Here is a 24,563-nt window from a genome sequence, read left to right as displayed (position 1 = left end):
GCCAGGAGTTCTGCGTAGCATGGGGGAATGACTGACGCTGCGAACAACTCAACTGCCTTGATCACGGGTGCGACGGCGGGACTTGGTGCAGAATTTGCCCAACAGCTCGGCGCACAACGGCACAACCTGGTGCTCGTTGCCCGGGACACCGCCCGGCTGGAAGCCAAGGCCGTGCGGCTGCGCCAGGATTTTGCCATCGACGTGGAAATCATTTCTGCGGACCTGCAGACCGCATCCGGCGTCGCCGCTGTAGCGGCGCGGTTGACGCAGCCGCAGAACCCGGTGACCATCTTGGTCAATAATGCCGGCTACGGCCTGGCGAAACCGTTCGAGCAGAACACTGTGCAGCAGGAAGCCGACCAGCTGGCCATCCTGGTCAGCGCGCCGATGCAGCTTATGCACGCTGCCGTGGAGCCCATGCTGGCGCGCGGACAGGGAATGATCATCAACGTGGCCAGTCTGGCCGGCTTCATCCCCCGCGGCACTTATGGAGCGTCGAAGGCCTGGATCATCAGCTTTAGTAAGTGGGCGAACGTCAATTACGGACCGCGGGGCGTGCACGTAACCGCCGTGTGTCCGGGGTTTGTTCACACCGAGTTCCATCAGCGGATGGGCGCCTCTACGGCGAAGATCCCTGGCTGGCTGTGGTTGAATCCCGATCGCGTGGTGCGTGAGGGGCTGGCCGCTGCTTGGGCCGGGAAAAGCGTGTCCGTGCCGTCCCGGCGCTACGCGGCGCTTGCCCGGCTCAGTAAGTTTCTGCCCGAAAGGCTGGGCGCCGCTGCCGGATGGCGCAGACGCTAGTTTTCGTGTCGACCTATTGTTCGTAACGGCTACGGCTACGGCTACGGCTACGGTTACTCCGACGACGACGCGCACCGTGAGGTGCACGCCGTCGTGATTTTCCTTACCGCCGTTACCGCCGTTGAAGACGCGGTCGACGCGGTCACAAAGGGCAGCTGTCAGCCGACCGGAGCCGTCTCGGGAATACCCTTACCCGGGGTTGCCGGTTCGTAGGTCTCATCGAACGGCATCTCCGCCAGGTCCAGATCGGGGTTTTCATCCTGACCGGCAACCAGCGCGTGTGCCTCTTCGACGGAAGCGACGCTGGGCATCGAGCCAGGCAGCGGCCTGCCGGCGGATTCCTTCAGGAAGAAAATGGCTACGGCGCCGACGGCCGAGGTCACCATCAGGTAATACGCCGGCATCATGTCGTTACCGGTGAGCGAAATCAGCCCCTTGAGGATAAACGGCGTAGTTCCCCCGAAGATTGCCACCGAGAAGTTGTAGGCGATGCCCATGCCACCGTAGCGGCTGGCGGTGGGGAACAGTGCCGGCAGGGCCGAGGCCAGGTTCGCCACGTAGAACGTCACCGGGAACGCAACGAGTGCAAGTCCCAGCAGGGTGGACCAGACATCGCCCACACCGATGAGCATGAAGGCGGGGAGGGCCAGAACCACCGTGCTGATGGCGCCGGTCCACAGCACAGGCCGGCGGCCGATCCGGTCGGAGAGCCGGCCGGTCAGCGGAATGCAGACCGCCATGATGACCAGTACCGGAATGGTGAGCATGGTGCCGTGCAGTTCGTCGTAGCCCTTGGACTCCGTCAGATACGTCGGCATATAGGACGTCAGGGCATAGCCCACCGTGTTCGCCGCCGCGACGAGGATCATGGCCAGGACAATCTGCCGCCAGTACGCCCTGACTATTCCGAGTGGTCCCTTAGCGGCATCTTCATCCGCGGCCTGGGCGTCCTTGGACTCGGCCGCTTGTGCGTCGAGGGTGGCCTGGAACTGCGGGGATTCCTCAATCTTGTTCCTGAAGTGGATGGCAATCAGGCCCAGCGGGCCGGCCAGCAGGAACGGCACGCGCCAGCCCCAGGACTCCATGGCGTCCTGACCGACAATCAGCTGCATGACGGATACCAAAACTGCGCCGGCGGCGAAGCCGATGTAGCTGCCCATATCCAGGAAGCTGGCGAAGAATCCGCGGCGTTTGTCCGGTGCGTATTCGCTCACGAACGTGGTGGCACCGGCGTACTCGCCGCCGGTGGAGAACCCTTGGACCAGCTTGACCAGCACCAGCAGCACCGCGGCCCAGATGCCGATCTGTGCATACCCGGGAATGAGACCCAGCGCAAAGGTTGAAGCGGCCATGATCAGCAGCGTGGTGGACAGCACCTTCTGCCGCCCGATCTTGTCGCCCAGCCAGCCGAAAATCACCCCACCCAAGGGACGGGCAATGAACGTGGCGGCGAAGGTCCCCAGCAAAAACAGGGTCCGTACCGTCGGGTCGGAGTGGGGGAGGAAGACGGGCCCCATTGTGGTGATCAGGTAACCGAAAACACCAACGTCATACCATTCCATCGTGTTGCCGACGATCGTGCCGTTGATGGCTTTTCTGAGCATCGGTTTATTTACGACGTTTACGTCCCCAACGGCCAGGCGCCGGCGTTTGAGCCGCGGAAGCCTGATGGGGCGGGATTGTTTTTTGGTGTCCTGGACACCGTTATTTGCGTTGTTCAAACTTAGGTCTGTGGGCATTTGGTCAGCTCTCGTGGAGGTCATTTGCTTGCGACGTTTTGCTGCCGCGCTCGGGGCAGACCTTCAATTTTACACGAATTTGGGGTATAACCCCAGCTGGCTCCCCGATCCGGTGCCGATCCGGTGCTGCTCCGGTCCTGCCACCGGTCCCCGATCCCGTGCCGGCCGCCATCACCACTCCAGCGCTGACGGGAGCAGCGTCTACCGGCAAATTACAGCTATCGTCGCCCCGGGATGCTGCCCCGGGAACTCCACGCCCCATTCCCGATGGAGGGCGGACCGGAGTTAGGCGTCGTGGTCCGTCTCGAGGATCCGCACCAGGGTCTCGAGCGCATCGTCCGCGCCGTCGCCCTCGGCACGGAGCACCACGACGTCGCCCTGCGCTGCCCCCAGGCCCATCAGGGAGAGGATGCTGCTGGCGTCCATGGCATCTTCTGCCGGTTCCCCCTGCATCGAGATGGTGACGTCGACCGGGAGCTCGGCTGCGGCTTCGACAAAGATGGCGGCCGGGCGGGCATGTAGACCCACGCGGCTGGCAATGGTGGCGGTTCGTTCTTTCATGGTGAGCTCCTGCATTCTGCTGTGGTTTCAGCGGCTAATGAACAATGGGTTGGTAGGGCGTCGGTCTTGGTTGCTATTTGGAGTTGTTTACAGACCAAGCTGGTCAAGGAGCGGCAGCTGCTCCCGGACCATCGACCGCGCCTGTGTGGCACTTGGCGCTGCCAGGGCCAGCGCCGCAAGTGTGCGGGCGCGTTCGCGGGTAACGCTGTGCAGAACCGCGCTTACGGCCGGCAGCGCGCGGGCGGTCATGGACAGCGAGCTCACGCCCAGACCAACCAGTACGACGGCGAGGGCCGGGTCCGCGGCTGCCTCGCCGCAGACGCCCACCGGCTTTCCCGCGCCGCCGTCGACCGTGGCTTTTACCAGGATCAGGACAGCGGGCTGCCACGGATCGTTCAGGGCGGCCAGCGGACCCAACTGGCGGTCCGCGGCCATGGTGTACTGCGTCAAATCATTGGTGCCGATGCTGGCGAAGTCAACGTGCGCCAGCAGCAAGGCTGCCGTTAGGGCCGCGGCGGGAACCTCCACCATGACGCCCGGCGTGTTAAGGCCGTTCGCCCGGCACAGCGCCGCGAATTCCATTGCCTCAGCAGCAGTGGAGATCATCGGCGCCATCACCTGGACCTCGGCGGACGAACCATTTGCCGCGGCGGCTATTGCCTGCAGCTGCCGCTCCAAAACCCCAGGGGAGGTGAGATCGGTACGATAGCCGCGCACGCCCAGAGCGGGGTTTGGTTCGGTGGAATCGGTCAAAAAGGGCAGTGGCTTGTCCGCGCCCGCGTCGAGGGTGCGGATCACCACCTTTTTCCCGGCGAACGCCTCAAAGACGCCACGGTATTCCGCCGCCTGTTCGGTCTGGGACGGCTCTGCGTCCCGGCCCAGGAAGCAAAATTCGGTGCGGAGCAGTCCCACGCCCTCGGCACCGGCAGCAGCCGCGGCCACGGCGTCCTTCGTTCCGCCGACGTTGGCCAGCAGCGGCACGGCCGAGCCATCCGCCAGCCGGCCGCAGCCGTCGAATTCGTCGGGTCCGGTGGTGTCGCTGGCCCAGAGTGCGGCCTTGTCCATCAAGGCGGCGTCCGGGTCTGAGGTGACTGTGCCGGCCGCACCGTCAACGTAAAGCATGGTGCCATCGGTCAGTTCCGTCACGCCAGCGGCGGCCACCACCGCCGGCAGGCCCAGCGCGCGGGCGATGATGGCGGTATGCGACTGCGGGCCGCCTCCAGCCGTAACGAGTGCCAGCACGTTGGCCGGATCCAGCGTGGCGGTATCCGCTGGCGCAAGGTCTTCGGCCAGCAGGATGAAGGGCTCCGGAGCATCCGGAATGCCGGGAGCCGGGACACCGCGCAGCGCCGCTACTATCCGGGACCGTACGTCGAAGACATCGTGGGAACGTTCGGCCATGTATCCGCCCAGGTTCAGCAGCATGGTGGCCACTGCCTCGGCTGCGTCCCAGATGGCCCGCTCCGCCGAGGTGCCGCCGTTGATCAGTTTGACGGCGGCTTTGAGCAGCATCGGGTCCGCAGCCATCAGCGCTGTTGCCTCGAGGACGGCCTTAGCATCCGTGTTGGCACTCTCCGCGCGGTGTTTAAGCTCCGCCTGAACGGTTTTGGCTGCCGTCCGCAGGGCCGCGGCCGCAGCGTCCGCCGTAGTTCCCGGGTCCAGCCGTTCGCCGGCCGCGGGAGCGGGCACCGCCGGTGGCATCAGGCGCACCGGTCCGATCACGCGGCCGGGCGTTACGCCGACTCCGTTGAAGGTTTTCACGCCGTTACCCCCTGCTGGTCTGCCGGTGCCGTTCCGGTTCCTGCAACCGTAGCCGCTCCGTCAGCTTTGACGCCATCGGCAGCCGTGCCGTCCGGGCGGCGCACGGCCCATCGTTTCAGCGCCAGGACAGCCAACGCGGTGACCACCATCCCGGCCAGGATGGAAACGATGAACATTACCAGGTTGCCGATGGCGAAGAAGACGAAGATTCCTCCGTGCGGGGCCTGCGAGGTGACGCCGGTCGCCATGCACAGTGCTCCGGTGACAGCCCCGCCGAGCATGCTGGCAGGGATGACCCGCAGCGGATCCGCTGCGGCGAAGGGAATGGCGCCCTCGGAGATGAATGAGGCACCCAGCAGCCACGCGGCCTTGCCGTTCTCGCGTTCGGCTAGGCTGAAGCGGCTCTTATCCAGCGCCGTGGCGAGTGCCATGGCCAGCGGTGGAACCATGCCGGCGGCCATCACTGTGGCCATGATCTGCCAGGGAGCCTGATTGGTGACCGACCCGGCGCCCAGGCCGGCGACAGCGAAGGAGTAGGCAACCTTATTGACCGGACCACCCAGATCGAAGCACATCATCAGGCCCAAAATGATTCCGAGGACGACGGCGGAGGCGCCGGTCATCCCGGACAGCCAATGGTTCAGGACCGTGGTGAACCACGCGATCGGGCCGCCCAGAACCAGGAACATCAGACCCGAGGCCACGATCGAGGCCAGCAGCGGGATTATCACCACCGGCATTAACCCACGCAGCCAGCGCGGTACCGGCCAGCCGCCGATCCAGTGCGCGATGAACCCGGCCAGCAGACCGCCGACAAGGCCGCCCAGGAAGCCCGCACCCATGAAACCGGCGACGGCGCCGGCGGTAAAGCCGGGCGCGATGCCCGGTCGGTCCGCGATGCCGAAGGCGATGTAGCCGGCCAACGCTGGAACCAGGAAGGCCAGCGAGAGGCCGCCGATCTTGAAGGCAACGGCGCCCAGATAGATGGGCAGTCCGCCGTCGGGCAAATTCGTGAGGCTTTTGGCCAGCACCACCTTGTCCGCGATGGTGCTGATGGTGTATCCGCCAAGCAGAAAGCCCAGGGCAATCAGCAGCCCGCCGCCGGCGACGAACGGGATCATATAGCTTACGCCGGTCAGCAGCGCCTTCTTCAGCTTCTGGCCGAGGTGTTCACCGGAGGCCTCCGCATCGTGTTCGGCCTGTTCCTCGGCACCGAAATGAGGTACGCGATGTGCGTTCGGGTTATCCGCCGCGGCCAGAGCCTCCTGGACCATTTTGGCCGGCTCGTCGATGCCTCGTTTTACCGGGGCATTTATGACGGGTTTGCCGGCAAAACGCTCCTTTCCACGGACATCGACGTCGACGGCAAAGATCACTGCATCCGCGGCTGCGATCACGGCCGGGTCCAAGGGGGTGACGGCGCCTGAGCCCTGGGTTTCCACCTGAAGTTCGACACCGGCCTCCTTGGCCGCGGCAACAAGCGAATCGGCAGCCATGTAGGTGTGGGCGATGCCGGTGGGGCAGGCAGTTACGGCAACGAGGCGCTTTGGCCGCGCGGACGTCTGCGTTCCTGCGGACGTCGCTGCCGTCGCAGTCGTCGCTTTCGTCGCCGTCGAGCCTGTTGCTGGCTTGTCCGCGATGGCGCCCTCGACCAGCGCCACGATCTCAACGGCGGACGATGCCGCGCGCAGGGCAGCCGTGAACTCCTTCTTAATCAGCGACCGGGCCAGTTTGGAGAGCAGCCGCAGGTGTTCCTGATCCGCACCCTCGGGAGCGGCGATGAAGAAGATCAGGTCCGCCGGACCGTCCTTCGCGCCAAAGGGAACAGCCGGAGCCAGCCGGGCCATGGCCAGCGTCGGTTCGATCACGGCGGCGGAGCGGCAGTGCGGGATGGCGATGCCGCCGGGAATGCCGGTGGCTGTTTTCTGTTCCCGGGCGAGCGCGTCGGCCGAAAGACCTTCGACTTCGCTGGCCCGGCCGGTGGCAGCGATCCGCTCGGCGAGGCGACGGATCACGGTGGCGGGTTCAGCGCCCAGATCCGCATCGAGGGCGACCAGTTCCGGGGTGATTAGTGTAGTCATGTCAGTTCTCCTTGGCATCGGCTAAGGGCCGTGACGGACACGGCAGCGGGATTGGTTTGGGACAACGCCGGAACGGTGGATCCGGGCAGGGCGGCGGCAGCAGCCCCATGTGCCACCGCCTGCTGCAGGCTTTGCGGGCCGGTAGCACCGGCTGCTTGGCTCAACAGATAGCCCGCCAGCGCGGAATCGCCTGCGCCGACGGTGCTTCGCGCAACGATTTTCGGGCTGCGGGCAAGCCAGCTGCCCTCGTTGGTCACCAGCACGGCGCCCTTGGAGCCCAGCGTGGCAAGTACGGCTCCTACGCCTGCATCCACCAACGTTTGAGCGGCTTTGGCAGCAAGCAGCGGATCTGTTTCCAACAGATACGGGTCCGGGAAACCTGTCAGTTCCGCCAGTTCCTCGGCATTGGGCTTGACGACATCCGGGAGGGAGCCGGCGGGTCCTGCCAACGCGGCGGCCAGTGGAGCGCCGGATGAATCGATGGCGATCCGCGGCGCCGCAGCACCGAAGGCCGAGCGCACGCCCACGGTCAGTTGGGTATAGAAATCGGCCGGCAGCCCGGGCGGCAGAGAGCCGGCCAGAACCAGCCAGCTGGCGTCCTTGGAGTTCTCGGTCACCAGCTGCAGCAGGGCGCGCTGCTGCGCCTTGGCCATGACCGGGCCGGGCTCATTGAGCTTGGTGGTGGTGCCGTCCGGCTCGGTAATGGTGATGTTGCTGCGCAGCGGGGATCCCAGTGGCAGGCCCCGATGCGGAATGCCCAGGGCACGCAACGCCACCAAAACGGCGTCGTCGTAGTCTCCCGGCAGGAGGGCCAGAGTGTCCACGCCGGAGGCGAAAAGCACCCGGGAAATATTGACGCCCTTCCCGCCGGGTTCCTGGTGCGCGCCGCTCGCGCGCTGGACTTCCCCTCGGCCCAGTGGCGCCGTCAGCTCGATGGTCCGGTCCAGGCTGGGATTGGGAGTCACCGTGACGATCATGCGATTACCAGCTCGACGTTGGCTGCGGCAAGCGCCGCAGCAAGGTCTTCGGCCGGTCGGGCATCGGTGATGAGAGTGTCAATTTCCCGCAGGGTCGCGAACCGCACCAGGGTTTCCTCGCCGAGTTTCGAGGAGTCGACCAGAGCCACTACGCGGCGCGCGGAGCGGACGATCGCCGTCTTGACGGCGGCTTCCATGCTGTCCGGAGTGCTGAGGCCGAAGTGCGCGTGGACTCCATTGGCGCCCACGAAGGCAATGTCCGGGCGGAGCGCTTCCAGGCGTTCACTGGCGGTGGCACCGACGATGGCGCTGGTCAGGCCGCGGACACGGCCGCCCAGGATCTCCAACTGTAGTTCGGGGTTGGCGGAGAGCCGGTGGGCGATCGGCAGGGCATTGGTAATGACCAGGAGGGCATCGCCGCGGCTTGCCGGGGCCCAATTGGTGAGCTGTTCGGCCAGCAGAGCGGTGGTCGTCCCGGAGTCGAGCAGGACCGACCCGGTACGGGTGGAGGGAATGAGGGCCGCAGCCGCCGCGGCAATACGGATTTTTTCTGCCAAATGCTGTGACTGGCGTTCGCCCAGGCTCGGCTCCGACATACTGAGCCGATCCAGTGCGACGGCGCCTCCGTGAACGCGGCGCAGGCGGCGCATGTTCTCCAGCCCGGCGAGATCCCGGCGAACAGTTTCGGTGGTAATCCGGAACAACTCTGCGAGTTCTACAACCGTTACCCGGCTGCGGGCGGTTACAAGTTCGGCGATCTTGTCCTGCCGTTCTTCGGCAAACATCGGGCCTCCAGGAAATCGTGACAGACATCACAGCAATGTCTGTTTGGTTGACTTTATCTGTGTTTGTCTTTGTATGTCAAGGAGAAAAATAGAAACACAGATTTAACTCAGCCCGCAGGGGAGTCCGTCTGGCAGGTCGGTGTCCTGCGCCTACGAAATTCGACTCACGGACCGGTGCCCTACGCTTAAACTGACAATCGAGGTCAGGGGTACAGATGGCGAAGCAGTTGAAGTCAAAGGGACACGGAAAACCAAATCCGGCCGTACGGATCGCTACCGAGGCGGCGTTTGACCCCCACGGCAGACCCAAGCCAGCGGTCGAAAAGATGCTGCTGCGCGCCGTGGATGTCCAGCGGCCGCTGGTGCTGGCCAATCTGCGCCGACTCAAGCGCAAACACCCGCAGGCCAGTACCGCCAAGCTCAGTTCGCTGCTGGAACGTGACTTTCTTCGTGCGGTGGCCGGCGGCGGCGCGGCGATCGGCGCGACAGCCATTGTCCCCGGACTGGGAACCGTGGCCTCCCTATCCATCTCGGCCGCCGCGACGGTGGTGTTCCTGGAAACGACAGCTCTGTACGCGCAGTCTGTGGCGGAGCTGCACGGGGTCCGATTGGCGGATCCGGAGCGCGCACGGACCACGGTGATGGCCATCATGCTGGGCGAGGAAGGCACGTCTATGGTCCAGGGCCTGACCGGCCACGTGCTGGGGACCGGGCAGACCCCGATGAAGGCATGGGGACTGGCGGTCGGCAAGGGTCTGCCGACGTCGGCTGTGAAGAGCGTCGGCGGGCAGATCCAAAAGCGCTTCCTGAAGAAATTTCTCATCCGTGAGGGAGCGGCTTGGGCCGGGCGGGCCGTCCCGTTCGGCATCGGCGCCGTCATCGGTGGAGGGGGAAATCTGATCATGGGGCGGGCCGTCGTGGCCGCCACCCGAAAGGCCTTTGGCCCCGCGCCGCTGATGATTCCCGCGGAGCTCCTGACGGAGCTGGAGCGATCCAGCGGCCGTGCAGACGCGGCCGGCGGCAGTATTACCGGCGGCAGTATTTCCGACGGCAGTCTCACCGACGGCGCAAGTAACGACCGCACAAGTACCAACGGCACTGCCGCGGACGGGCCTATTACGACTGACCGGACGGGCCGCCGTCTTGCATTGCCGAGTATGCCGCAGTTGCCGCGTTTCGGTCGAAAGGACCGCGGGCGTGGACCTGAACAGTGATCTGGGCGAGTCCTTCGGTGCATGGCGGATGGGCGACGACGGCACGCTCCTGACGTTGGTCAGCAGCGCCAACGTGGCGTGCGGGTTCCACGCCGGTGACCCGCTGACGATGCTGGACACCTGCCGGCGTGCCGTGGCCGGCTCCGTCCGGATCGGCGCGCACGTGAGCTATCGGGATCTGGCAGGTTTTGGGCGCCGGGCAATGGATATCCGCCCGGACGAGCTGTACGGCGACGTGCTCTATCAACTGTCCGCGCTGGATGGAATGGCCCGGACCGCCGGCGGCAAGGTGGACTACGTCAAGCCGCACGGCGCGCTGTATAACCGGATCGCCTATGACCGGGAACAGGCCCGCGCCGTGTGTTCGGCGGTGCTGGACTTCGGCCTGGGCCGGTCGCTGGCCTTACCGGTGCTGGGGTTGCCCGGCTCGGTGATTGCACAGGAGTGCAGGACGGCCGGGCTGCCGTTTTTTGGTGAGGCGTTTGTTGACCGCGGCTATCTGGCGGACGGTACGCTGATCCCGCGCGGACGGCCGGGGGATCTGCTGGACAATGTGGACGAAATCGCATCCCGCGCCGTCCGCATGGCGTGCGAGCGGACGGTCCAGGCTGCCGATGGGTCCCCGGTGCGGCTGGATGTGCACTCGCTGTGTGTGCATGGGGACACTCCCGGTGCGGCAGCGATGGCCGCAGCGGTCCGGGCAGCGCTCGCAGCGGCGGGAGTCCGGGTTGAGTCATTCTGCTGAGGATTCGGGGCACGTCCCGCCGCAGGAGCCAGGGAAGCAGCTGACACCTGCGCCGCAGCCTATCCTGTTGCCATGCGGCAATCATGCCGTGCTGGCCGAACTGCCAACCCTGCAGGCGGTCCTGGCCCTTTATCGCGGGCTGTCCGGCTGTACCCCGGCAGGGCTGCTGGATCTGGTGCCCGCCGCCCGCACCGTCCTGGCCATCTTTGATCCGGATCGTGTCAGCGTGGAAACCGTTCGGCGCTGGATGCTGGAAACCCCACCGCAGCCGGCAGAAGCCGCACACGCCCCGGAGGTTGCCATCGACGTGCGCTACGACGGCCCGGATCTCGCCGCGGTGGCCCGGCTTCTGGGCCTGTCGCAGGCGCAGGTGATCGGCCTGCACACGGGTTCTAGATGGACCGCTGCCTTCACCGGCTTTGCTCCCGGGTTTGCCTATCTGGTGACCGATCATGAGCGGCTGCACGTGCCGCGCCGGGATACTCCGCGCACCAAGGTGCCCGCCGGTGCAGTCGCCCTCGGCGGGGAATTCAGTGCGATCTATCCCTCGGCCTCCCCCGGCGGCTGGCAGTTGATCGGGCACACCGACGTAGCCCTGTGGGGTGGCGGAAGCAGGCCCGACGGCGCCGGCGCCGCATTGCTCACGCCCGGTACGCTGGTGCGGTTTCGGGAGAGTTGAATGAGTGCTCCCTTTGCACGAGTTGCTGCCGCAGGTCCGCTGACGCTGGTGCAGGACCTGGGCCGCCCCGGCGCTGCCGCCATGGGCCTTAGCCCCTCCGGGGCGCTGGACCGCCGCTCGCTGATGCTGGCCAACCGGCTGTTGCGAAACGCTGCCGGGGCGGCCGGGCTGGAAATCCTCCTCGGCGGCCTGCGGTTGGATATTACCGCCTGCGCGTGGCTGGCCGTCACGGGCGCGCGCGGGCTGGTCCTGCTTAACGGCGAACCGTGCCCCTTGAACACGGCGCTGTTTGCATCCGCCGGATCAGTGCTGGAATTCAGCGCTCCGGAGGCCGGCCTGCGCTACTACCTGGGGGTCTCCGGGGGCTTGGCTGTGCCGCTATTGTCCGGTTCTGCGAGCTCGGATCTGCTCTCCGGTATGGGCCCAAGGCCGCTGCAGGCCGACGACGTCCTAGCCATGCATTTGGTTCGGACCGCAGCTGATGCGGCCACTGCGGGCGCTACAACGGCAGCTGCCGGACCGCCAACGGTCAAGGACCCGCCGCACACCGGGCAAACCCTTGCTCTGCGGATTACCGAGGGCCCGCGACGGAACATGTTCGCCAGCTCAGCGTGGAGTTTGTTGACCGGGCAGGAGTGGGAGGTCTCCCCGGACAGCAATCGGGTGGGGACCAGGCTGCTCGGCAGGCCGCTGGCGCGGCGGGAGGAAGCAGGAGCGCAGCTGCCCAGCGAGGGCATGGTGACCGGCGCACTGCAGGTGCCGCCGTCGGGCCTGCCCACTATCTTCCTCGCAGACCATCCTGTCACCGGCGGCTATCCCGTGATCGCCGTCGTCCGGCGCAGCGATCTGGACGCGGTGGGGCAGGCCATGACCGGACAGAGAATCCGCTTTCTGGCCCCACCGCATTGAGCCCGAGATGGCCGCCGATTGATTTATCGGAAAATCAGGCTGGCCACGGCGAAGATGGTCAGGCCGGCCAGCGCGCCCACCACGGTGCCATTGATCCGGATGAACTGCAGGTCCTTGCCCACCTGCAGCTCGATCTTCTGCGAGGTCTCCACCGCATCCCAGCGTTCCACAGTGTCGGTGATAACGGAGGCAATCTCGTGCCGATACGTCTTGACCAGGTAGGACGCCGCGTCGCTGATCCACCTATTGACCTTGCCGGCCAGCTCCGGATCCTCCACCAGGCGGCGGCCGAAGTCGCGGATGGCTGCGGTGAATTTGATCCGCAGTTCACTGTTGGGATCATCGGCGGCGTCCAGCAGCGCGGTCTTTATAGTTTCCCAGGTGCGCCCGGCCAGGTCACGAACGCGCGGATCGTCGAGGATCTGCTCCTTGATGGCATCTGCCCGGGCAATCATCGCCGGATCGTGCTGCAGATCCTGGGCCAGGTCATTCAGATATTTATCCAGCTGCAGCCGGACCTGGTGCTGTGGATTGGTCTGCACGGCGTGCACAAACTTGTTCAGCTCCGTATAGACCTTGTCGCCCACCAGACCGTCCACGAAGGTCGGCACCCACAGCGGCGAGCGGTCCGCGACCAGCGAGCTGATGACTTCATGGTTGTGGTCCATCCAATCGGCCGCGGTGTCCACCAACAGATCGACCAGCTGGTGGTGATGGCCTTCGTGAAAAATCCGCTCCGCCATTCTGCCCACCGGAGGACCCCACGGCGGGTCCACAAAATGCCTGCGGACCATGGATTCGATCACGTCGCGGACGTCGTCGTCCTTGAGGATTTTCATGGCGCCGCGGACCGCGGCGGAGGCCTCGGTGGCGATGCGCTCGGCGCTGGCCGGTTTAGCCAGCCAAGCGCCGGCTTTTTGGGCGATACCAACGCTGGCGAGTTTTTCCTGTACCACCGTTTCGGAGAGGAAGTTGGTTTCCACGAAGTCGCCCAGGCTGGCGCCGATGGCGTCCTTCCGGTTGGGGATGATGGCCGTATGCGGAATCTTCAGCCCCATCGGGTATTTGAAAAGCGCCGTCACCGCAAACCAGTCAGCCAGCGCACCGACCATACCCCCCTCGCTGGCCGCCCGGACGTATTCCAGCCAGGGATATTGGCGCTGCAAGGCGAACGAGACGGTGAAGATTATGGCCATCAGGATCAACAGGGACAACGCCAGCGTCTTCATCCGGCGCAGCCCGGCGGCCTTTTCGTCGTCGCTGCCCGTCAGGTTGCGCGGCCGGCTCCCCGCAGGACCGGCCGTCTGCCCGGACATCGATTCCTTCGGTCGGGACTGATCGGTGAGCGCCATACTGTAAGCGTAGGCCAACCACGCTCCTGACGTGCCCCAAAGAGGGCCCATCCGTGCCCCCGCGGAGACGACGGGCAGCGTCGGGACGGCTGCAGGTCCGGGTGTGGCCGGATGGAATATCGTGGGGGAATGATGCCCTTGATCTACGCTCACCGCGGTTCCAGCGCCCGCTACGCCGAGCACACCCGGGCCGCGTATCTGCAGGCCATTGCCGACGGCGCCGACGGAGTCGAGTGCGATCTGCAGCTCAGCGCGGACGGCCAGCTTGTGCTGCTGCATGACGAGACCGTGGACCGAACTTCCAGCGGCTCCGGACCGCTGGCGAAACGGACCCTGGCCCAACTGCGGGAGCTGGATTTCTGCTCCTGGAAGGGCGCGGCAGTTCCGCCGGAGTATGGATCAGTCCGCGCGCAGCTGCTGACGCTGGAAGCGTTGCTGGATATCCTCAGCGGCGCGGGGCGGCGGATCGGCTTGGCCATAGAGTTCAAATACGCCGTACCGCAGGCATTACGGGACAGGGCGGCAGCGGGCGACAGGTCGCTGGAGGACAGGTCGTTGGAGGACCGGACGCTGCAGGTGCTGCGCGCCCGGGGTTGGCGGCCCGAGGATTCCACGGCCGGAAATGTCCTGGTGTCGTTCATGAGTTTTAATCCCGACTCCATGCTGCACTTGGCCGCGAGCGTCCCGGGGCGCTCGCTTTGCGCCCTGATGGAGGATACCGCCATAAAGGATGCCGTTGGTGAAAATGTCTCGATGGAGGAAGCTGGAGCCGCCGGTGGGGCCGGGGACGCTGCGCCGCCCCAATGGCTTTCAACCATGGCGGCAGGCGAGCGACTGGTTGAGGACGGCGTGACGGGTCTGGCCGGTCCCGGGATGGCGTACGTGCGTGCCCATCCGGAGCGGGTCCGGCGCTGGGCCGATGCCGGTGTCGGGCTCCGGATCTGGACCGTCAATGACGGACAAGACGCCCGCTTCTGCCTTTCGCTGGGGGTCGGGGAACTCACCACCGATGCGCCCGCCGAGCTCCGGGCTTCCCTCACCCGCTGAGGTGCAGCGCACGTTCCCGAAAGGGAAACCGTCGGTTGGGTGTGATTGCATGGATCTATGGCATCACGCATCGAGGACTACGCCCTGCTTTCGGACATGCACACCGGGCCCTTGGTCTCGCGCAACGGAAGTGTCGATTGGCTCTGTTTCCCCCGTTTTGATTCACCGTCCTTGTTCGGGGCGCTCCTGGGGACGGAGGAGAACGGGCGCTGGCTGTTGGCGCCCAAGGCAGCGGACGCCGTCGTCGTACAGCGGAGCTATATTGACGGCACCTTCGTGCTGCAGACTCACTGGCAGGCCGACGGCGGCAGCGTGCGGATTACGGAGTTCATGCCGGTGGGGGACCGGCGAGCATCGCTGGTGCGGCGGGTCGAAGGGCTCAGCGGCACCGTCCAGATGCAGCACGAGATCAAAATTCGCTTCGGCTACGGGACCGTGCTGCCCTGGATGAGCAAGTTGACTGATCCGCAGGGCCACAAAGTGCTTCGCGGGGTGGCCGGGCCGGATGCTCTGGTGCTGCGCGCGGATGTGCTTCCGGTGGCCGCTGAGAACAAGCACAGCGGGGAATTCACCGTTACCGCGGGGCAGGTCACGGATCTGGAATTGACGTGGTTCCCGTCGCATCGGGAGCTGCCTGCCGCGATCGACGTGGACGAGGCGCTCGCGGCCACCATCAGCTACTGGGCTGCCTGGGCCTCGAGCTGCACCTTGGATGGCCGGTACGCGGAGGCGGTGAAGCGCTCACTGCTGGTGCTCCGTGCACTCACGCATGAGGATACCGGCGGCATCGTCGCCGCCCCCACCACGTCGCTGCCGGAGGATTTCGGCGGCGCGCGCAATTGGGACTACCGCTACTGCTGGCTCCGGGACGCGGCACTGACGCTGCAGGCGATGCTCACCCACGGGTATGCGGATGAGGCGATGCACTGGCGCAACTGGCTGCTGCGGGCCGTTGCCGGGGACCCGGAGGATCTGCAGATTATGTACGGACTCTCAGGCGAGCGGGAGCTGACCGAACAGGAGCTGCCGCAGCTTTCGGGCTATGAATATTCGTCGCCGGTGCGGATTGGCAACGGGGCGGTGGGCCAGTACCAGGCCGATGTGGTCGGCGAGGTGATGGTTTCTTTGGAGAAACTGCGCGAAGCCGGCGGCACCGAAGATCTTTTTTCCTGGCCGCTGCAGCGGGCCCTGCTGGGTTTTGCGGAAAAGCATCTGGAGAAGAAGGACAATGGCATCTGGGAAATGCGCGGTGAGCCGGAGTATTTCACCCATTCCCGCGTGATGATGTGGGCCGCCTTTGATTCCGCCGTCCGGGCCGTCCGGGACCACGGCATGACCGGGCCCGTCAAGCGCTGGGAGCAGCTGCGTGATCAACTGCGCGAAGAGATCCTGACCCACGGCTTCAACGCCGAGCTGAACAGTTTTACCCAGACGTACGGCGGCAGGCAGACGGATGCGTCGCTGCTGTGTATCCCGCAGGTCGGTTTTCTGGCGTACGACGACGAGAAAATGCTGGGCACGGTGGCGTGCCTTGAGCAGGAGCTGCTGGATGCGGACAACCCCGATTCGCTGCTGCTGCGCTACCGCACCGAGACGTCAGTGGATGGTCTTGCCTCGGGGGAGCATCCTTTCCTGGCGTGTTCATTCTGGCTCGTGGAGCAGTACGCGCACAGCGGACGGGAGGCGGAAGCCGTAAAACTGATGGACAGGCTGGTGGGGCTCTCCAACGAACTCGGTCTGCTCAGCGAGGAGTATGCCGTCGCCGAGGGCCGGATGGCGGGCAACTTTCCGCAGGCCTTTTCCCATCTGGCTCTGGTCCGGGCGGCCGACGCGCTGCACGCCGCTGAACCAATGAGCCTCGTCGCTGCCGGTCAGGGGGAACGCGGATGAGGGCCGCGCGGATCGGGCCGCTGCCTGGCTGCGTCCTGCGGCCTGGCTATCCGGCGCTGGGGCTCGCGGCAGTACTGGCGGCCAGTGCCGCCACGCATCTGCGCAACCCGAAGTTCTTCTACGCCGTCGTGCCGCCGGTACTGTGCACAGACGCCGGCGGTCGCTTCGGGGTGCTGAGCCGGCGCCAATGGGTGACATTGAGCGCCATCCCGGAGGCTGCCGCCGCCGTCGGACTCCTCATTCCCGCGGCCCGGAAGCCGGCCGCAACCGCGACAGCGGTGATGTTCGGTGCTTTCACTGCCGGTCACCTCAGCGCCCTTGGCCGGGCGTTCGGGCCGCGGGGGACGCCGAAGACCAGGCTCATTCACGCGCTGCGGCTACCGCTCCAGGTTCCCCTGATCCTTTGGGCCTGGCGCCTGCGCCGGAGCTAATGACGTTCCTCCAATCGCCCGCCGTTCGCATCGGGCTGTCCATCAGCGTGGCCACCGGCCTCTACGGGGTCTCCTTCGGAGCGCTGTCGGCAGCATCGGGACTGGTTTTTTGGCAGACCATGGCGCTGAGCCTGCTGCTGTTCAGCGGCGGGTCGCAATTCGCCTTCATCGGAGTACTCAGCGGCGGCGGCAGCGGTCTGGCGGCCATGAGTGCGGCGGCGTTGCTGGGCATTCGCAACGGCGTTTACGGCATGCAAATCAATGCCCTGCTGGCTCCGCGGGGGTTGCTGAAAATCGCTGCCGCGCACGTGACCATTGATGAATCGACGGCCACCGGCACCGGTCAGAGCGATCCATCCGAGCAACGCCGAGGTTTCTGGGTGGCCGGACTTGGCGTATTCCTGCTCTGGAATGTTTTCACCGCCGTGGGCGCGCTGATCGGCGATGCGCTGGGCGATCCGAAGCAGTGGGGCCTGGACGGCGCCGCCGTTGCGGCTTTCCTGGGCCTGCTCTGGCCGCGGGTCAAGAGCCGGCAGCCGGCGGCCATCGCCGTCCTCTGCGCCGTGGCGACCCTGCTGGCGGTCCCCTTCGTACCCTCTGGCGTGCCGATCTTGGTAGCCGCAGTGGTGGCGGGATTGATTGGCTGGTTCCGGCACGGGCACGAACATGACGGCATGGAGCCCGATATTGAGCCCCACAGTCCTCCCGGGCCGCCCAGCACGGGCCCCTCAGCGGCCGAGGGATCGGGTGGCCGCTAATGAACCTGTGGCCTTGGATACTGCTGGCTGCTGCGCTGGCTTTTGCGACCAAGCTCCTGGGGTACCTGGTCCCGGCTAAGGTGCTGGCTAACCCGCGGATGTCCCGCGTTGCCGGCACCCTGACCATTGGACTGCTGGCCGCCCTGACCGTACTGAACACCGCCGTCAGCGGTCACCAGGTCCTCGCTGACGCCCGGCTCGGCGCCCTGGTGGGCGCCGCCGTCGCCCTGTATTTGAAGGCGCCGTTTCTGCTGGTAGTCCTGGCCGGGGCAGCTGTCGCTGCCGTCCTGCGACTCCTCGGCTGGAGCTAGCGGCGCCCTCCCCCGTGATCCCAGGCGCTTGCCTTGCCGCCACATGGACTTGGCTGCTGCGGTGGGGGAAAATGAAGGATGGCGGGGGCAGGCTTGCAGCCCGCCGATGTCCCGTTTTTGGCAGGAGACCAAGCGATGAAGATTGAAATTGAACCTTACAGCTGTGTCAGCAGCGGCAATTGCATTATCGCCGCGCCGTTGGTATTCGATCAGGATCCCGAGGATGGTCGGGTCCGGCTGAAGACGGACGAGCCGCCGGAGGATCAGCACGCGAATGTTGATAAGGCCATTTTCCTGTGCCCGGCCCAGGCCATCGAATGGGCAGAGGAGGACTAGCGCATGTTGGTTGCCTTCTCACTCGCCCCCTCCGGAACCCCGGCGCAGACCGGGGACGCTGTCCACGCCGGCTCCAGCGCCGTCGGATCAGGCGCGGATGCCTACGTTCAGGACGGTTCGGTCCACCGCGCCGTCGCGGCCGCCGTCAAGGTTGTTCGGGAGTCCGGACTACCGAACCACACGGATTCCATGTTCACCACCGTTGAGGGAGATTGGGACGAAGTCATGGACGTGGTCAAACGGGCCACCGAGGCCGTTGGCCAATTCGGCAGCCGCGTGTCCCTGGTCTTGAAAGCGGACATTCGACCCGGACACACGGATGAATTGACCGGAAAGGTGAACCGTCTGGAAAAGGCGCTGGGCGATGACTGAGGCCCCGTTTTGCGACGCAACGTCCTGCCTCTGGTCGCCTCAAGGAGGGAATCTGGTTGTCCACGGCGACAATTTGGAATTCCTGAAAACTTTGCCGGCGGAAACGTTCCGGCTGATCTATATTGACCCGCCCTTCAATACGGGCAAAGTCCAGACCCGGCAGACCATGAAGAACGTCCGTTCCGCTACTGGGAACCGCATCGGCTTCAAGGGGCAAAGCTACGACACCGTCAAAGGGATGGCCTTGGGCTACAACGACTCCTTTGCCGAGTACTGGGAATTCCTTGAGCCACGGTTGGAAGAGGCCTGGCGCCTGTTGACGGAGGATGGAACGCTTTACCTGCACCTGGATTACCGCGAGGTGCACTATGCCAAGGTGCTTCTGGACGCGCTGTTTGGGCGCGACTGCTTCCTCAACGAAATTATCTGGGCGTACGACTACGGGGCGCGGTCCACGAAGAAATGGCCGGCTAAGCACGACAATATTCTGGTGTACGTCAAGAACCCGGATAAGTATTTCTTTAACAGCACGGAAGTGGATCGCGAACCGTATATGGCCCCTGGCCTGGTCACACCGGAGAAGGCCGCGCTCGGAAAGTTGCCGACGGACACGTGGTGGCACACTATTGTTTCCCCCAACGGTAAGGAAAAAACCGGCTATCCGACACAAAAACCGCTGGGCATCCTGCGGCGGATCATTCAGGCGAGCAGCGAACGTGGTGACTGGGTGTTGGACTTTTTCGCAGGCAGCGGCACAACTGGTGCCGCTGCCCAGGAACTTCAGCGGCAATTTGTCCTTGTGGACCAGAATCCCGAAGCCATCGAGGTCATGCGGAAACGACTGGCCAGCGGAACATCCCAGGTGCGCATCGTGGGGCAGTATCCGGTGAATACAACGTTCGCGCCCGTGCCGTTGTTAAGGGTTGAGGCGGGATCGCGTTAGTGGGCAGACAGCGATCCAAATCGGGCAAAGGCATGGACGCTGTTGCGGATAAGCCGGCCGCTGGAACCACGGGCGGACCCGTCGCCGGAATTTACGAAATCGACACCGGCCGGGCCGAACTGATTGCCGACGGCGACCATCCCGATGGTTGGTTGCTCAAGCTCAATGGGGTGCAGAGTTCCCACTTGGACCTGGGCGATCCATTGCGGCTGGACTTTGAGTACATGCGCTGGATCATCGCCTTGGTGCATAGCCACTGGCCGGTTCCAGCGGACAGGCCGGACGAAAAGCTGCGTGTTCTTCATCTGGGCGGGGCGGCCTGTTCCATGGCCCGTTACTTGGTGGCCGCCTACCCGCAATCACGCAACGTCGTGGTCGAAATCGACGCCAAACTGGCCGGCTATGTACGCAGTTGGTTCGATTTGCCGCGGGCGCCGCTGCTGAAAATCCGGGTGGGCGAGGCGCGGCAAGTCACCGAATCACTCAGCGACGGCAGCCGCGACCTGATTATCCGGGACGTTTTTGCTGGTGCCTTTACGCCAAAGCCGCTGACCACCGCCGAATTCACCGCTGCGGCCCGACGGGTCCTGGCCCCGGGCGGGATGTACATCGTCAACTGCGGTGACGGCCCTGCCCTGGCAACGGCCAGGCGTGAAGCGGCCACCATAGGCGCCGTCTTCCGGCATACGGCGATCATTGCCGACCCGACCATGCTGAAGGGTCGCCGGTACGGCAACATCATCATTGCCGGAAGCGACGTCCCGTTGGGGCAAAGCCCCTCGCTGCCTCGGGAACTGCTGGGCGGAGCCATGCCGGCGCATTTGTGGGACGACTCCGAGGTGCGCAGTTTTGGACGCACCGCGCAGGTGCTCACGGACAAACCGCAGGACTGACCTCCCGCTCTGGACAGGTATGGATCAGAGCAACCCTTGCTAGTTTTCGTAGTGCGTGTTGGGGGCTTCCTGACCGATGGAAGCCACCAAAGTGGACGCTACATCACGAACTTTCATATGACGGGTGCTCGATGCCGAGCTGAGAATGCCGAAGGCTCTTTCCTGGCTGCAGCGGTTTTGCGCCATGATGATGCCTACTGCCAGATCGATTACCGTCCGGGACTCCATGGCGGATCGCAGGTTTGAGGCGGTGTCGATGTGCTGGGCGAAGCGCAGTCCCAGGCGCAGAGCCTGCGAGGCCTGCCGGGTATAGGATTCGGCCAGATCAATGGCATGGGCATCAAACGTGGCCGCCTTTTCCGAATAGAGGTTTAAGGCCGCCTTAGCATCCCCTTCAAGGTTGAAAGGCACTGCCAGAATCGAACGGATGCCGTGTTCAGCTATGACGGCCAGATATTCCGGCCAGCGGGAGTCCTCCGCCACGCTGGGAACGTAAATAGTGGCTTGTACCCGGGATGCAGTCATGCAAGGACCGTCGCCAAAGCTATATTGGATTTCGTCCATCCGGCCGGCTTGGACGCTGCTGCTGGCAACGGTTGCTGCCTTCCGGTCCCGCAGAACTGTGACTCCGCACAGGACTTTGCCTCCTGGGGTGGAGAGACTTTGCGCTGAGTAATTGGCAAGGCCATCGAGGAAGTCCTCGACGTCCACACTCTGCAGGATCAGACTATGCAGATGATCGTGGATGGCTGATTCGGCCTTGTCGTTCTGTGCTGCTACTTCACTGGACACGTGGGATCGCCGTTCGTATGGGTGCTCCGCGGTGCCCGATGCGATCACGACGCTTCCGGTTCCCACGGCTGGCATGAGGTCCAGATGCGGGTACCGGCGTCAGACCCCGAGAGCGTGCCAACGGTTTTTTGCTAAACCGTCAATCCCAATCATAGTCTTCCTGCCCGGAAGGCCGGCCGGAGTGTCACCTATCTGGTATTCCAGACACATGGTGGTCAGCTGAGGGCGGGAAGCCCTGCGGGATGAGGCAAACTTGAGTACGGTATCCCAGACGACTGGGGATCTCCCGCCCGGTCTCAAACCCCCGGGCAGCAAAGGACGAGGAGAAGGACCAGATGCGCAGCCAGACCAATGCGGCGTCCAAGGTTCCGGCCGCGGAAAACACTCTGCGGATCCTGACACTGCTGGCGTCCAAGCGCGGCCCGCTCGCGGCATCCACGATAGCGACAGCCTTGGAGCTGCCGCGTTCGAGCGTCTACCACCTGCTCGGCGTGATGGAGCAGAGCGGGTTTGTGCTTCATCTGCACGAGGAGCAACGCTACGGTCTGGGTATCAGTGCGTTCGAACTGAGCAGCGCCTATTCACGCCAGGAGCCGTTGTCCAGGCTGGGGCGTCCAATGCTGGCGGCCCTAGTGGACGTGATCGGTGAGAGTGCACACCTCGCCGTCCTACATGGCCGGGACGTGCTCTATATCGTTGAGGAGCGTGCCAAAAACAGGCCTTCCCTGGTGACCGACGTCGGCGTCCGCCTCCCCAGCCACTTGACCGCCAGCGGGCGTGCCATCCTCGCGGCGTTACCGAAATCTCAAGTGCGGGCGCTGTACCCTAATGCCGCAGCCTTCAGCAGTCGAACCGAAACCTCATCACCGATCCTGAAATACTCGGCCCTTCAGGCACATCTGGATCAGGTTCGTCAGCGCGGCTATGCCACCGAGAACGGTGAGGTCACCGCCGGGTTTGGGTCGGTGGCCGCGGCTGTCACTGACCACATTGGTTGGCCGACGGCGGCAGTTGCCGTGACGTTCCTGGAGGAGAAGGTCCCGGCGGAACAGTGGCCGGAATTGGCCCGGCGGGTGCAGAAGGTCGCCGATGACCTATCTCTTCGCATTCATGGCCGGCCGGCGGCCTAATTTCCTGCGCGCGATCCGGCCGGCCGAATAGCCTGCGCGCGATCCGGTCGGCCAAATACCCTGAGCTGCGATCCACTCGGTCACCGAGTCTGGAATACCAGACGGCTCTGCGGCAAAACGTCTTGGTGTGCGCCGCCTCACGTTGTTTGATGTAGGAGATAAGAATTCCATTTACAACCATCAGGAGTCGAGATGGCGCAGACCGATCTGTCCCGCAGCACCAAGCCCGCATCGAATACGCCCGCATCGAAGAGCCCGGGCGTAGATTTCTCCAAGGGTGCCCGCCCGGTAAGGGCGGCCCGCGGCACCGAGCTGACGGCCAAGAGCTGGCAGACGGAAGCTCCGCTGCGGATGTTGATGAACAATCTGGACCCGGAGGTGGCCGAGCGCCCTGACGATCTGGTGGTTTACGGTGGAACCGGCCGTGCCGTGCGCAGCTGGGACGCCTTTGATGCAATCACGCGCGTTTTGACCACGCTGGAAAAGGATGAGACGTTGCTGGTCCAGTCCGGTAAGCCGGTGGGCGTCTTCCGTACCAACGAGTGGGCGCCGCGTGTGCTGCTGGCCAACTCAAACCTCGTCGGCGACTGGGCCAACTGGCCGGAATTCCGCCGCCTTGAGGCCGAAGGCCTGATGATGTACGGCCAGATGACTGCCGGTTCGTGGATCTACATCGGTACGCAGGGCATTCTGCAGGGTACCTACGAAACTTTCTCCGCCATTGCTCAAAAACGGTTCGGCGGTACCTTGGCCGGCACGCTGACCCTGACCGGCGGCTGCGGCGGAATGGGCGGCGCGCAGCCGCTCGCCGTCACGCTCAATGGCGGCGCCGTCCTGATTGTCGACGTCGACGAGACGCGTTTGCGCCGTCGTGCCGGCAAGCGCTACCTCGATGACGTCGAAACGGACTTGACTGCCGCCATCGCCAAGGTGCTGGCCGCGAAAAAGGAGAAGCGGCCGTTGTCGGTCGGCTATGTCGGGAACGCCGCCGAGGTGTTCCCTGAGCTGCTGCGTCGTCACAAAGCCGGTGAACTGACGATTGACATCGTCACGGATCAGACCAGCGCACACGATCCGCTCAGCTACCTCCCCGAGGGTATCGCGATGGATGAATGGCAGCGTGAAGCCGGTGCAGATCCTGACGGATTCACCAAAAAGGCCCAGACGTCGATGGCCAACCAGGTACAGGCGATGGTGGAGTTCCAGGACGCCGGCGCCGAGGTCTTTGACTACGGCAACTCGATCCGCGACGAAGCGCGCAAGGGCGGCTACCACCGGGCGTTCGAATTCCCCGGGTTCGTGCCCGCCTATATCCGCCCGCTCTTCTGCGAGGGCATGGGGCCGTTCCGCTGGGTGGCACTCTCCGGCGATCCGGAGGATATCCGGGTCACGGATGAGGCCCTCAAGGAGCTCTTTCCGGACAATGCTCACCTGCACCGCTGGCTCGATGCGGCCCAGAAACACGTGGAATTCGAGGGTCTGCCCGCACGGATCTGCTGGCTCGGCTACGGGGAGCGGGCCAAGGCCGGCGTGCTGTTCAACCAACTGGTGGCCGAGGGCAAGGTGAAGGCTCCTCTGGTGATTGGCCGTGATCACCTGGACTCCGGTTCCGTGGCCTCCCCGTACCGGGAAACCGAATCAATGGCGGACGGCTCGGACGCCATTGCGGACTGGCCGCTGCTCAATGCGCTGCTGAATACCGCCTCCGGCGCCACCTGGGTCTCCATCCACCACGGCGGGGGAGTCGGCATCGGCCGATCCATTCATGCCGGCCAGGTCTCGGTTGCTGACGGCACCGAGCTGGCCGCGCAAAAGTTGGAACGATTGTTGACTAATGATCCAGGCATGGGCGTTATCCGCCATGCCGACGCCGGTTATGACCGGGCGCTGGAGGTAGCCGCCGAGCGCGGCGTCCGGATTCCCATGTTGGAGACCGACGCCCGGCCTTAATACGCACAGGCCCGCCCCTCCCCGGCATGACGCCAAGGGGAACCCGTCCCATCGCCTCAGTACCGGATGTCCGCTACGGCAGCCCCGTAGCGGACGTCCACGGCCC

The 24,563-nt window shown here is 64.8% G+C and carries 24 protein-coding genes; 16 read left to right on the top strand and 8 right to left on the bottom strand.

The window, feature by feature from the left end; translation table 11 throughout:
* Positions 1–27 precede the first annotated feature (27 nt).
* Positions 28–801, top strand: a complete 774-nt coding sequence (locus OS914_RS04325; RefSeq protein WP_267544822.1) for an SDR family NAD(P)-dependent oxidoreductase — start codon at positions 28–30, stop codon at positions 799–801.
* Positions 802–959: 158 nt separating this feature from the next.
* Here the strand turns inward: OS914_RS04325 and OS914_RS04320 are convergent, their stop codons facing one another.
* The 6 genes from OS914_RS04320 to OS914_RS04295 all read right to left on the bottom strand — a co-directional run bounded on the left by OS914_RS04320 (position 960) and on the right by OS914_RS04295 (position 8,705).
* On the bottom strand, positions 960–2,540 hold the full coding sequence (locus OS914_RS04320) for an MFS transporter (RefSeq protein ID WP_267544821.1): 1,581 nt from the start codon (positions 2,538–2,540) through the stop codon (positions 960–962).
* A 285-nt stretch (positions 2,541–2,825) separates the two neighbouring features.
* A complete protein-coding gene (locus OS914_RS04315; RefSeq protein ID WP_267544820.1) occupies positions 2,826–3,101 on the bottom strand; it encodes an HPr family phosphocarrier protein in 276 nt (91 codons plus the stop codon).
* Between the two features lie 87 nt (positions 3,102–3,188).
* On the bottom strand, positions 3,189–4,862 hold the full coding sequence (gene ptsP, locus OS914_RS04310) for a phosphoenolpyruvate--protein phosphotransferase (protein ID WP_267544819.1): 1,674 nt from the start codon (positions 4,860–4,862) through the stop codon (positions 3,189–3,191).
* Positions 4,859–6,943: a PTS fructose transporter subunit IIABC gene (locus tag OS914_RS04305; protein ID WP_267544818.1), complete on the bottom strand. Its 2,085-nt coding sequence runs from the start codon at positions 6,941–6,943 to the stop codon at positions 4,859–4,861. The genes ptsP and OS914_RS04305 overlap by 4 nt, the downstream gene beginning before the upstream one ends.
* Positions 6,940–7,920 (bottom strand): 1-phosphofructokinase family hexose kinase, encoded by a 981-nt coding sequence (locus OS914_RS04300; RefSeq protein ID WP_267544817.1) that lies wholly within the window; start codon positions 7,918–7,920, stop codon positions 6,940–6,942. The genes OS914_RS04305 and OS914_RS04300 overlap by 4 nt, the downstream gene beginning before the upstream one ends.
* Positions 7,917–8,705, bottom strand: coding sequence for a DeoR/GlpR family DNA-binding transcription regulator (locus OS914_RS04295; protein WP_267544816.1), 789 nt, complete (start codon positions 8,703–8,705; stop codon positions 7,917–7,919). The genes OS914_RS04300 and OS914_RS04295 overlap by 4 nt, the downstream gene beginning before the upstream one ends.
* Positions 8,706–8,920: 215 nt before the next feature.
* Between OS914_RS04295 and OS914_RS04290 the strand changes: the two genes are divergently transcribed.
* Genes OS914_RS04290 through OS914_RS04275 form a run of 4 tightly spaced genes read left to right on the top strand, consistent with a single transcriptional unit; the run spans position 8,921 to position 12,252 of the window.
* Positions 8,921–9,919: a hypothetical protein gene (locus OS914_RS04290; RefSeq protein ID WP_267544815.1), complete on the top strand. Its 999-nt coding sequence runs from the start codon at positions 8,921–8,923 to the stop codon at positions 9,917–9,919.
* Positions 9,903–10,664: a 5-oxoprolinase subunit PxpA gene (locus OS914_RS04285; RefSeq protein WP_267544814.1), complete on the top strand. Its 762-nt coding sequence runs from the start codon at positions 9,903–9,905 to the stop codon at positions 10,662–10,664. The genes OS914_RS04290 and OS914_RS04285 overlap by 17 nt, the downstream gene beginning before the upstream one ends.
* On the top strand, positions 10,648–11,343 hold the full coding sequence (locus OS914_RS04280) for a 5-oxoprolinase subunit B family protein (protein WP_324290616.1): 696 nt from the start codon (positions 10,648–10,650) through the stop codon (positions 11,341–11,343). The genes OS914_RS04285 and OS914_RS04280 overlap by 17 nt, the downstream gene beginning before the upstream one ends.
* Complete coding sequence (locus tag OS914_RS04275) at positions 11,344–12,252, top strand: 5-oxoprolinase subunit C family protein (RefSeq protein WP_267544813.1); 909 nt, start codon at positions 11,344–11,346, stop codon at positions 12,250–12,252. It abuts the gene before it with no gap.
* Between the two features lie 23 nt (positions 12,253–12,275).
* On the opposite strand, the gene OS914_RS04270 is transcribed toward OS914_RS04275, so the two are convergent.
* A complete protein-coding gene (locus OS914_RS04270; protein WP_267544884.1) occupies positions 12,276–13,568 on the bottom strand; it encodes a DUF445 domain-containing protein in 1,293 nt (430 codons plus the stop codon).
* Positions 13,569–13,733: 165 nt separating this feature from the next.
* On the opposite strand from OS914_RS04270, the gene OS914_RS04265 reads away from it, so the two are divergent.
* From OS914_RS04265 to OS914_RS04225, 9 genes are all read left to right on the top strand, one after another.
* Positions 13,734–14,651 (top strand): glycerophosphodiester phosphodiesterase, encoded by a 918-nt coding sequence (locus OS914_RS04265; RefSeq protein ID WP_267544812.1) that lies wholly within the window; start codon positions 13,734–13,736, stop codon positions 14,649–14,651.
* Between the two features lie 57 nt (positions 14,652–14,708).
* Entirely contained in the window at positions 14,709–16,541 is a 1,833-nt protein-coding gene (locus OS914_RS04260) for a glycoside hydrolase family 15 protein (protein ID WP_267544811.1), read from the top strand.
* Positions 16,538–16,972 carry a DoxX family protein gene (locus tag OS914_RS04255; RefSeq protein WP_267544810.1) on the top strand — a complete coding sequence of 145 codons (435 nt, stop codon included), beginning with the start codon at positions 16,538–16,540 and terminating at the stop codon, positions 16,970–16,972. The genes OS914_RS04260 and OS914_RS04255 overlap by 4 nt, the downstream gene beginning before the upstream one ends.
* Positions 16,972–17,730, top strand: coding sequence for an AzlC family ABC transporter permease (locus OS914_RS04250; protein WP_267544809.1), 759 nt, complete (start codon positions 16,972–16,974; stop codon positions 17,728–17,730). The genes OS914_RS04255 and OS914_RS04250 overlap by 1 nt, the downstream gene beginning before the upstream one ends.
* Complete coding sequence (locus OS914_RS04245) at positions 17,730–18,041, top strand: AzlD domain-containing protein (RefSeq protein ID WP_267544808.1); 312 nt, start codon at positions 17,730–17,732, stop codon at positions 18,039–18,041. Before OS914_RS04250 ends, OS914_RS04245 begins: the two co-directional genes overlap by 1 nt.
* A gap of 135 nt (positions 18,042–18,176) precedes the next feature.
* The gene (locus OS914_RS04240; RefSeq protein WP_267544807.1) at positions 18,177–18,377 is read left to right on the top strand and encodes a ferredoxin; all 201 of its coding nucleotides are present in this window, start codon (positions 18,177–18,179) and stop codon (positions 18,375–18,377) included.
* 3 nt (positions 18,378–18,380) lie between these two features.
* Positions 18,381–18,749, top strand: a complete 369-nt coding sequence (locus tag OS914_RS04235; RefSeq protein WP_267544806.1) for a thiamine-binding protein — start codon at positions 18,381–18,383, stop codon at positions 18,747–18,749.
* Entirely contained in the window at positions 18,742–19,692 is a 951-nt protein-coding gene (locus OS914_RS04230; protein ID WP_267544805.1) for a DNA-methyltransferase, read from the top strand. The genes OS914_RS04235 and OS914_RS04230 overlap by 8 nt, the downstream gene beginning before the upstream one ends.
* Before the next feature lie 32 nt (positions 19,693–19,724).
* Entirely contained in the window at positions 19,725–20,585 is an 861-nt protein-coding gene (locus OS914_RS04225) for a spermidine synthase (RefSeq protein ID WP_267544883.1), read from the top strand.
* Positions 20,586–20,624: 39 nt separating this feature from the next.
* On the opposite strand, the gene OS914_RS04220 is transcribed toward OS914_RS04225, so the two are convergent.
* Positions 20,625–21,377 (bottom strand): GAF and ANTAR domain-containing protein, encoded by a 753-nt coding sequence (locus OS914_RS04220; protein WP_267544804.1) that lies wholly within the window; start codon positions 21,375–21,377, stop codon positions 20,625–20,627.
* A 335-nt stretch (positions 21,378–21,712) separates the two neighbouring features.
* Here OS914_RS04220 and OS914_RS04215 point away from each other — a divergent pair, with 335 nt between their 5' ends.
* Together OS914_RS04215 and hutU are read left to right on the top strand one after the other, a co-directional pair.
* On the top strand, positions 21,713–22,507 hold the full coding sequence (locus tag OS914_RS04215; protein ID WP_267544803.1) for an IclR family transcriptional regulator: 795 nt from the start codon (positions 21,713–21,715) through the stop codon (positions 22,505–22,507).
* 192 nt (positions 22,508–22,699) lie between these two features.
* Positions 22,700–24,457 (top strand): urocanate hydratase, encoded by a 1,758-nt coding sequence (gene hutU, locus OS914_RS04210; protein WP_267544802.1) that lies wholly within the window; start codon positions 22,700–22,702, stop codon positions 24,455–24,457.
* Positions 24,458–24,563: the final 106 nt, after the last annotated feature.

The organism is Arthrobacter endolithicus (assembly GCF_026627425.1).
GTDB lineage: Bacteria > Actinomycetota > Actinomycetes > Actinomycetales > Micrococcaceae > Arthrobacter_M.
This window is presented reverse-complemented; position numbering and strand designations above follow the sequence as displayed.